The organism is Mesorhizobium sp. M2A.F.Ca.ET.037.01.1.1 (assembly GCF_003998075.1).
In the GTDB taxonomy this organism is placed as follows: domain Bacteria; phylum Pseudomonadota; class Alphaproteobacteria; order Rhizobiales; family Rhizobiaceae; genus Mesorhizobium.
Map to the genome: position 1 here is coordinate 1 of NZ_RZSA01000160.1, position 9058 is coordinate 9058.

Sequence of the window (9058 nt, forward strand, 5' to 3'; positions counted from 1 at the left end):
CTACATAGAGGGACGCAGTTAGATTGGCGGAAGCTTCGGCGTCTCGGTCCCGATCCGTGCGCTCTTCGTCGGGCGCCTTCACCCACTCCCGTTCCAGCAGCTGCGAAAGGAGGTTCGCACAGCGCTCCGGGTATTCACGGGAGATCGGCCCGAGCGGTCCTGCGATGAAGAAAAATAGCACGCCTTCGTGAGTCTCGGTCTCTGCAATTTCGGTGACGATTGCCCACATCCGCTCGTGTGCCACGTCCCAAAGGACGTTTACGGCCTGGGCTACCTGCAGCCTTACGGTCGGCGCCGGATCATGCAGGCAAGCCTGCATGCGGTCGACTATGTCCGTCCGCACGCCGGCGAAGCGCGGCGCAAGGGCGACCAGGCTGGAGGCTGCATAGACCCGCACGTCCCAGTTTCCCCATCCCATCGGGTCCGAGGGCGCATCGACGGTTTCGGGATAGGGGCTAGCAGACAGGCGGTCAATTAGCGCGAGCAAGGTGTCGAGATCGGGCAAGCCGTTGACGCCCGGCTCGTAGGCAGAACTCTTGGCGATTCGTTCGACGCCGTTGCAAACCGCCCCCCAGCTTGAATGTACGAGCTGTTCGTGCGGCGCGTCGGCGATCCCGACATCTAGCGTAGCTACGAGCTCGACGACATGGCCCCATAGCGCGGTCAATGTCGTCGTGTCATCCTCATCTGTGCTTAATTTGATGTCGTTCTCGACTCGGCGGCTGGCGGATCGGATCTCGCGGTCAGGGCTGCGCTCCAGATCTGCGCCGCTACTCTGAAGCATGCTGTCAACAATATTGTCGGTTGAGCCCCAGCCGACCGACATGCTCATAAACGGTTGGTTGCCGATGAGCTCTCCGGCGGCGGCCATGTCCGCCCGGTAGGTTCTCATCTCGGATGTTGCTAACAACTCCTCGGGCAGGATCGACAGGAGGCGGCCGAGAACCGAGCGCCACCAGCGCGAAGCCCGCCCATCTGGGAAGAGACCGTCTGTAAGAGCCAGGCGTTCGAAGGCAGCCCTATCTTCCCCGGACCGAGCAGGGTAGGAAGCCGCCAGAAAGATGACCGCATCCCGCGCTAGGCCTTGGAGAGCCGTGAAATGTGGATCGCTGGCGAGCGGCCATAGTAGATCCTCGGCCACGCCCTGGCGGTCGGCCGCGGTGCCTAGAAGGCGCGCCCAGACGGCGGCGTTGGCCGGCAAGCTGAGGGTCGTCGTCACGGCTTGGCGGAAAGCCTCCGGCCCACACGACTTAAGGAAGTCCACGAAGGCGGTGAGGGGCTCTTCTTCTCGGGTGCTCTCCTCCCGCCAATCCTGCAGCGACAGCAGATCATCGACGACTCGAACCGTTTGCCCGGTGACGACGAGGTCCGTCGGTGCGCGATGCTCTTCACCACGCTTCTCAACGTCCAATCCCCGCACAGCTCCTATTACGGCGGCGGTACCGCCCACTGGATTTGCCTCTAAGAAAGGTTTCAGCGCTTCAGTCAGGTGCCAACGGGAATGCCGGTAGTCCTGCCGATGTGTTGACGTAAGTGGTAGAATGCGGCTCGCCGAACCGCCGATCCAGGTCTCGCTCTCATCTGTCACGTCGCGGGTGAACAATGTTGTGTAGATTCGTGCAACGAAGTCTGGATCGTGGGGAATAATCGGCCCGACGGCTTCTGCAAGTTCAGGTGCCTCTTGCGAAGCATGGGCATCAAATCGGTCATCGAGAATACGCTGCAGCAGGGCGCGGGACGCAGTGGGGTCAGATCCGTAGGATCGTGCGGTAAAGCGGATACCAGCGCTCGACAGGCGAGGATTTTCGGGCGCAAGCGACCAAGCGGTTACGAGGAGGCCGCGGGCTGCTGCCCCGAACATCTCCATAACGCTAGCGTCGGCCAGATCGGCGTTGTTGGCCAATGTCATCAGCAGAATGCGAGCTGCATCGGCGAGGTGAGGGTCGGCGCTCGCTGCCGCAGCTGAGGCTACCTTGGCCCAGGCCAGAGCTGCCGGCACGGTAAGGCTGCCGCGCTCTGCGATTGCCATTCCCGCGAAGCGCGCAAGTTGCGACAGCAGGCGAGCGACTGGCCGCGCGGGATCGATCGCTGCCCCTATCATATCGCAGAGACCCCCGACGTCTGTCGGTTCCTCGACCCGCTCGGCGGCGGTGCGCAGCGCAATGCTCAGTAGAACTGGATCTGGCTCAGCTTCGGCGGCCAAGTTCGCCAGAAAATGCCAGGTGACGGCTCGGCCTACCGCGTCATCCTGCCATACCTGCTCCAAGGCGAACCGCAATGCCGGCCCCAGCACGAGGCCGATTGAACGGTCGCCTGAGAGCTGGTGTCGCAATGCTTCGGTGTCGTCCCACGCGAGATAGAACCGTCCCGCGATGTGATCGAACAGGACGTGGTGGGCAAAGGCCACACGGTCGCCGGCCGCCACTAGGACGCCGGACTTCTTAACGTCATCTATCGCGTTGTTCTCGATATCGATGGCGCGAACGGTGAGTTGCCGTCGCTGCACCATGATAGTCACGGCTGCCCTCACCGCCCGTTGCAGTGCGTGGTTCGGAAGCCGGATGTCTTCGTATCGACGGATCAGTTCGGACTGAGTGCCGACTTTGCGGATAGATTGAGCTTCCACACCGGCGTCCAGAAGTTCGGCGGCGAGGGACAGATTGAAGATGTTCTTCAGCAGGTCCCGCAGCCTGTGGGGCGCTGTCTCATTCAGCTCGTCGAGTGTCGCCGACGCTGCCGAAACTGCGGCGAGTTCGTCGGACGATAGGCGCGGGATGTGGAAATGTCGGACATTGTCCAAACCCTTTTCTGCAAAGTTGAGGTTCGGAGGCGCGCCTGCAAAAGTTTCGCGAAAACGTCGGCCGTTACGCAAGTCGAAGCTGCGGATGGAAGCGACGATAGACCAGCGTGGGCCTACCTTCTCCACTGCGTCGGCGATGAAAGAAGCGATTACTGCTTCAGACGGGCCACCTCGTGAAGCGTCCAAGGCGTCGATGATGAAGACACCAGGCTGGTCGCCCGGCCAGGCCGCCAGCACTTCAATAGGATCGTGCGCCAGTCTCAATTCAGCTGCGAGGTCATTGCGCAAAGTTATCCCGGACAATCGCTCTACAGACAGAAATACCGTCGGTCCGGGTGCCTGAGCCAAACGCGCGGCCACGGCCAGCAGCACACCCGTCTTGCCCGCCCCAGGCTCGCCGGTGACTAGCAGACTTCCGCCGCCGGCCGCCGCTACTAGCGGCTCAAGGCAGTCGCGATTGATAGGAATGCCTAGGCCCAGGGGAAGCCTGGTGTGCTTTGCTAGGCGCCGTTGTTCGCTGGTAGAATAGGCGAGTAGTGCCTCGATATCTTTGTTGAAAGCTGGGGCTGAAATATCGACGTGGCCTTTGCCGCGCAATGCCCGCAGTAGGCCGCTTCGGTCGACGGGAGCGCCCGTCCTGATGAAGGTGCGGCACAAACCCAGTAAGCTCTCCATAGGCGCGGCGCCTGCATCGTCTCCACCGAAAAGTCGTCGCCCAAGCAAGCGCGAGGCCTCTCGCCATGTCGAACCCGTTGAATTCTCTGCAAAGCGGCTCACTCGAAATAAACGAGCCATTGCCACAAGGTGATCACTTGTCAGTGGCGACGCGACGCGACTTCTCCAAGCATGCTGGATATGGTCCTCGAAAAGGCTTAGTGCATCTCGTTTGTCTTGGGGGACTTGTGCTATGACGACGTCCCACACGCCGCCATGATCGAACATTCGGCACCCTGCTTCGAGAACATCGAGAGAACGAGGCGCGTCCTCAGCCACAGCCAACAGTGCAACATCGACCGCCGCGGCGAGGGGTGTCTGACCTAGCTGCACGTAGAGCTCTACGAGTTGTCCGAGAGTCTTGCCTAGCGCAGAATCGGCACCAACGGTCAGCGACGGCCGGGTCTTGCATTGAATGTAGATCGCTCCTCCGCCCTCTAGGTGCACGACGATGTCATCTAGGGCGTCACCAGTCTCGCACTGTATGCCGACGACGTTTGATGCGGTTGCGAGTCCAAACTGCGAGCCGATAGGCGTTTCCGCAAGCATTTGCGCTGCGAACCATGTGGCTACCGCTGCCTGAAACGCCATTCCGGCTTCGGTAGCTCGCCCGCCAGCCGTCTTGTTGTCATCAGTCATCGTGAAGATTCTTCGCTATTGTTAGCACCCAGGATGGGGAGGATATGCGTTGACATTCGAACTGCCAGTCTTTGCACACCGAGATTGACTGAGATCAAGCCGCGAAATGTTGGAAATGACGATGGAATCTCAGAACCCCTCGGAATCAGAAGCGCCTCTAGGCATCCATAGGTCTGAGAGCATTTCGGGCCCGTTATCGGGACCGCAGGCTGTAAAGGCAAGCTAACTCATTGAAAAAGCTGGTACGCCCAAGGGGAATCGAACCCCTGTTACCGCCGTGAAAGGGCGGTGTCCTAACCGCTAGACGATGGGCGCGCTCAGACGAAGCGGCTTATAATTGCGTTGTCGCCAACCGGCAACCCATCTGCCGCCACATGCGACAACTTTTTTCAAAAGGCTGCAAAAGCCGGCTTTTCGGGGCAGGGCAGGGTTGCGGCCGCATTCGGTCACGCACCTCTGGAGATTGGCTGGGAGGCCAGTCGCGGTCGTCATTCCATGGCGGAGCAAGGAGCGAAGCGACGCGTGCAGACCATAGAATCCATTCCGTGACGCTGACGTATCGCATCGGTGCAGAATCTGCGCCGCTCTACCCTACGGTTGAGGTAACGGCATGGATCCTCGGGTCTGCGCGTCCGCTTCGCTCCTGCCCCGCCCGTGGATGACGAAGTTCAGTAAGCTTCAGCCAATCGCGAACGTCGCTGACGGTTTGTCGAAACAAACGACGGCGTCGGCGGTGATCGGCTCTCAATCGGTCAACCCGGCTATGCGCACTGGGCAAAGCCGAGTATCAGCCGTCCTCGCCGCCGCCGCTGCGGCGACGGCAGCGCCAGTTCCAGTCGCGCTCGGGACCGACGTCGATATGGACGGATTCGGTGTGGCAGTAGGTGCCGACGCCGCCGCGGCCGGGCATCGAGCGGACGTAGCTCGCCAGTTCCCACTTCGAGACGCCGGGCAACTGGATGTCGGCGGCGGCGCAGTACATGTGCAGCGAGTTCTTGGCGCCGTTGGCGCGGCGGTTGCGCGAGGGATCGCGGTAGCCGGAGGTGACGACCATCTTGCGGCCGAAATGGCCCTCGATCGTCTTCAGCACCCGCACCAGCGACGGCTTGAGGCAGGCGACGTCGACGCTTTCGTTCTGCTTCAGAAGGCCGTTGGGCGCGAGCCTTGCCATGCCGGCGGCCGAGGCCACCTGGTAGGAACCGCCGCCGCCCTCATCCTCGTTGAGGTCGACGTCGCTCTCGTCGTCAATGCCGGACTTGCGCTTGATCTCGAACAGCGCGGTCTGGCGCACGCCGGGAAGGGCATCGGCGCCGGTGATGTGGTAGCTCGGGTCGTCGAGCGAGGCGAGCTGTACCGGCTTCGCGGCGGGCGTCGCGGAGGCCAGCTCAACAATCGGCTTGGCGGGGGCGGCCGCGGCGGTTGCGGTCTTGGCCTGCGCCGCCGGTTGGTCGCTGGAGCGCGAATTGATCAGCGGCGCGGGCGCGGCCGAGGCCGGCGTGGTGCTGAACAGCGAGGCAAACAGGCCCTTCTTCGGCGCGGCGACCTGCGGCTGCGCCGGCCCGCCCGCGGTCACATAGACGCCGTTGCTCATGGCCTGCGTGGTCGCCTGCGCCTTCGACGCAATGGCGGCGGCATCGCCGGCGGCCACCTGCTGGGAGACGCCTTGTGTCTGTTCCGCCGTCTGCGCCGGCTGAACCAGCGGTTGCGGTGTGTTGCCGGCAATCGCGGCGGCGCCCGCGGGCACGGCGACGTCAGGGAAGGCGGCTTGCGGTCGCGTCTCCGGCACATAGGCGACCTTCTCGGGCAAAGGCGTGTCGCCTTCGCTCATCACGGTCGCTGCCGCATCGGTGGTCGCGGATGCCGTCTGAGCCGACGAATCGGCGGCTGTTGCCGTCTTGGTGCCGGATGTCGCGCTCATTTCGGTGGCGGTTGAATTGTAGGCGGGCGAAACGACCGACATCGTCGGGTCGCCGGTCGACGTGCAGGAGGCCAGAAGCACGGGGAAAAGCGCTGCCGCGATGCTGCGGCTTTCCCTTCGCCCGAGACGCCAACCTACTGATTTCAAAACAAATTCCCCCTCAGCATCCGGTCGGTTCGTCATCGCCGTGCCACTCCAGCATCGCGCCGCGATAACCCTCCTGTTCCCAACCGGAAACGGGACATGTGTCGAATCTGCAAGCCTCGGAATTAATCTGCGTCGGAAGGTGATTTGAGGCCGTGAAACGATTGACGCCACCATTTCGCCCTGTTTTGGCGGCCCGTCAACTCACCAGACATTACAGTCCGTTACACACGCACCTTGACATAGGTGCCCGGAGCATCTCCCAAGGTTTTCATACGCTTGCCGGGCTTGCGGGCGGGCACGCGGATGTTGTCCTGGTTCTCGATCCAATGCTGCCAGTGCGTCCACCATGACCCCGGATGCTCATGCGCCGCGGCGAGCCAGGCGTTGAAATCGCCCACCGGCTTGCCGCCGGTCCAGTACTGATATTTCCTGGCGGCAGGCGGGTTGACGACGCCGGCGATATGGCCGGAACCCGCCATCACATACTCCACGTCGCCGCCGAAAAACCGCGAGCCCAGGAACACCGAGAGCGCCGGCGCGATGTGGTCTTCCTTCGTGGCAAGGTTGTAGACGGGGATGGTGATGTCGGCCAGCGACACCGTGCGACCGGCCAGCTCCATCGTGCCGCGCGAGAGATTGTTCTCCAGATAGCAGTTGCGCAGATAGAAGGAGTGGTTGGCCGCCGCCATGCGCGTGGAATCGGAATTCCAGTAGAGCAGGTCGAAGGGCAGGGGCTCCTTGCCGCGCATGTAGTTGTTGATGACATAGGGCCAGATCAGATCGCCCGAGCGCAGCATGTTGAAGGCGGTGGCCATCTTGGTGCCTTCGAGATAGCCCTTCTCGCTCATCGAGCGCTCGACAGCGGCAACCTGGTCCTCGTCGACGAAGACCTTGAGGTCGCCGGCATAGGTGAAGTCGACCTGGGTGGTGAAGAAGGTGGCCGATTTGATGCGGTTGTCGCCTTCCTGCGCCAGCAGCGCGAGAGCCGCGCCAAGCAGCGTGCCGCCGACGCAATAGCCGATGGCGTTGACTTCCTTCTCGCCGGTCGCTTTCTCCACCATGTCGAGACCGTATTGCAGGCCTTCGCGGATATAGGCCTCCCAGCCCTTGGCGCCGTGGCGCTCGTCGGGGTTGATCCAGGAGATGACGAAGACGGTGTGGCCCTGCTCGATCGCCCAGCGGATGAAGGATTTCTGCGGGTTGAGGTCGAGGATGTAGAATTTGTTGATCCATGGCGGGCAGATCAGCAGCGGGCGCTTCAGCACCGTTTCGGTCACCGGATCGTACTGGATGATCTCGGCGACATCGCTGCGGCCGATGACCTTGCCGGGCGTGGTGGCGATGTTCTTGCCGATTTCGAAAGGCGTGTAGTCGGCCTGGCGCAGCTTCAGGTCGCCGCGCCCGGCGGCGATGTCCTCGGCCAGCATCTTCATGCCGCGCACCAGGTTCTCGCCATTCGAGGCGACCGTCTCGCGGAACAGCTCCGGATTGGTCAGGATGAAGTTCGACGGCGCGATCGCGTTCGACACCTGCTTGACGTAGAAGCTCGCCTTGTGGCGGGTGTGGTCGTCCAGGCCCTCGGCGTGCTCGACCAGCTCGTTCGCCCAGCGCGAGGTGACGAGATAGGCCTGCTTGAGGAAATCGAAGAAGGCGTTGCGGCCCCATTCGGGGTCCTGGAAGCGCTTGTCGCCGCGCTCGGGCTGAACCGCGTCCTGTGGCGCCTCGGCATTGGGATTGACCTTCTGGATGGCGTTGGCCCAGACCGTCATATAGCCGGCGAACAGCCGCGTCTGCGCTTCGAGCGCGCGCTGCGGATCGCCAAGCCAGTACTCCGAGAGCTTGGAGAATGTCTTGACCATGTCGACGACCGGTTCGGCGACATGATCGCGCACCTCACCCTTCTCGCGCGGTTCGGTCCAGGCGGACGCCGCCTTGCCGGCCTGTTCGATCATGCGCGCCATATTCAAGGCGAAGCGCTCGGGATCCTTCACCAGATATTGCTCGATGGCCGAAGGTCCGCCATTTTCCGCTTTGTCCGAATCGTCAGTTTTGGACATGGTCCGCGGGGTTCCTCCCGGAGCGTTTTCTTGACATATTACCATGGGACATCTGACCGGGTCCAATTCGCAGTAACCCGGCTGCCAGGAAAACAATATGACGATAAATGTTGGCGGGACTTTTTTTCTCAGGTTCGGTTCGATCTCCCGCAAGGCGGTCCTGGCCGCGCTGGTCGGCGTGCTGCTGCCCGCCGGCGGCTGCACGAGCACCAGCACCAACAATGCAGCGCCGACGGCCGTGACCGAAGGCCCGAAGGACACCGGCTCCTACCCGAACCTCAACATTCCGCCGCAGGTGGCCGCCAAGCAACTCACCAAGGTGGAGACCGCGGCGAACCTGGCAAGGCTCAAGGCCGAGCAGCAGGCGCAGGCCGCCAAGGGCGGCAGCGTCAAGGCGCCGGCGAATTCCGCGGCGCTGAAGACGCTTGCCAAGACGCATGGTGGCGACACGCTGAAACAGATCGAGGGCAAATGCGACCCGACCCTCGACCCTAACTGCAATTAGGTTTATATCGCGCGCCGAAAGCGCCCCCTTCGATCGTGTCTGGAAATCCAATGGAAGAATTTCACAAGGTCCGCCGGCTTCCGCCTTACGTGTTCGAGCAGGTCAACCGGCTGAAGGCCAGCGCCCGCTCGCGCGGCGCCGACATCATCGACCTTGGGATGGGCAATCCGGACCTGCCGACGCCGAAGGCCATCGTCGACAAATTGTGCGAAGTGGTGCGCGATCCGCGCACGCATCGCTATTCCTCCTCGCGCGGCATTCCGGGCCTGCGCCGCGCC

4 protein-coding genes, 1 tRNA gene and 1 pseudogene are annotated in these 9058 nt (G+C 62.5%); 2 read left to right on the top strand and 4 right to left on the bottom strand.

Features of this window, described 5'->3' with window-relative positions:
* The 4 genes from EOA27_RS10765 to phaC form a co-directional block, all read right to left on the bottom strand.
* The coding region (locus tag EOA27_RS10765; protein ID WP_127256130.1) for an ATP-binding protein at positions 1 to 4153 on the bottom strand (4153 nt) is incomplete at its 3' end.
* A gap of 240 nt (positions 4154 to 4393) precedes the next feature.
* Positions 4394 to 4468, bottom strand: a tRNA-Glu gene (locus EOA27_RS10770).
* Positions 4469 to 4940: 472 nt separating this feature from the next.
* Complete coding sequence (locus tag EOA27_RS10775; RefSeq protein ID WP_245467385.1) at positions 4941 to 6113, bottom strand: YcbK family protein; 1173 nt, start codon at positions 6111 to 6113, stop codon at positions 4941 to 4943.
* Positions 6114 to 6439: 326 nt separating this feature from the next.
* Positions 6440 to 8275: a class I poly(R)-hydroxyalkanoic acid synthase gene (phaC, locus tag EOA27_RS10780; protein ID WP_127256132.1), complete on the bottom strand. Its 1836-nt coding sequence runs from the start codon at positions 8273 to 8275 to the stop codon at positions 6440 to 6442.
* A 97-nt stretch (positions 8276 to 8372) separates the two neighbouring features.
* On the opposite strand from phaC, the gene EOA27_RS10785 reads away from it, so the two are divergent.
* Together EOA27_RS10785 and EOA27_RS10790 are read left to right on the top strand one after the other, a co-directional pair.
* A complete protein-coding gene (locus EOA27_RS10785) occupies positions 8373 to 8780 on the top strand; it encodes a hypothetical protein (protein WP_189343115.1) in 408 nt (135 codons plus the stop codon).
* 50 nt (positions 8781 to 8830) lie between these two features.
* A pseudogene (locus EOA27_RS10790) lies at positions 8831 to 9058 on the top strand (aminotransferase); the annotation flags it as partial.

Bases quoted from the DNA above. Each gene is read 5' to 3' on its own strand.
- phaC (WP_127256132.1), bottom strand. From the start codon at position 8,275: ATGTCCAAAACTGACGATTCGGACAAAGCGGAAAATGGCGGACCTTCG.
- EOA27_RS10775 (WP_245467385.1), bottom strand. From the start codon at position 6,113: ATGTCGGTCGTTTCGCCCGCCTACAATTCAACCGCCACCGAAATGAGC.
- EOA27_RS10785 (WP_189343115.1), top strand. From the start codon at position 8,373: ATGACGATAAATGTTGGCGGGACTTTTTTTCTCAGGTTCGGTTCGATC.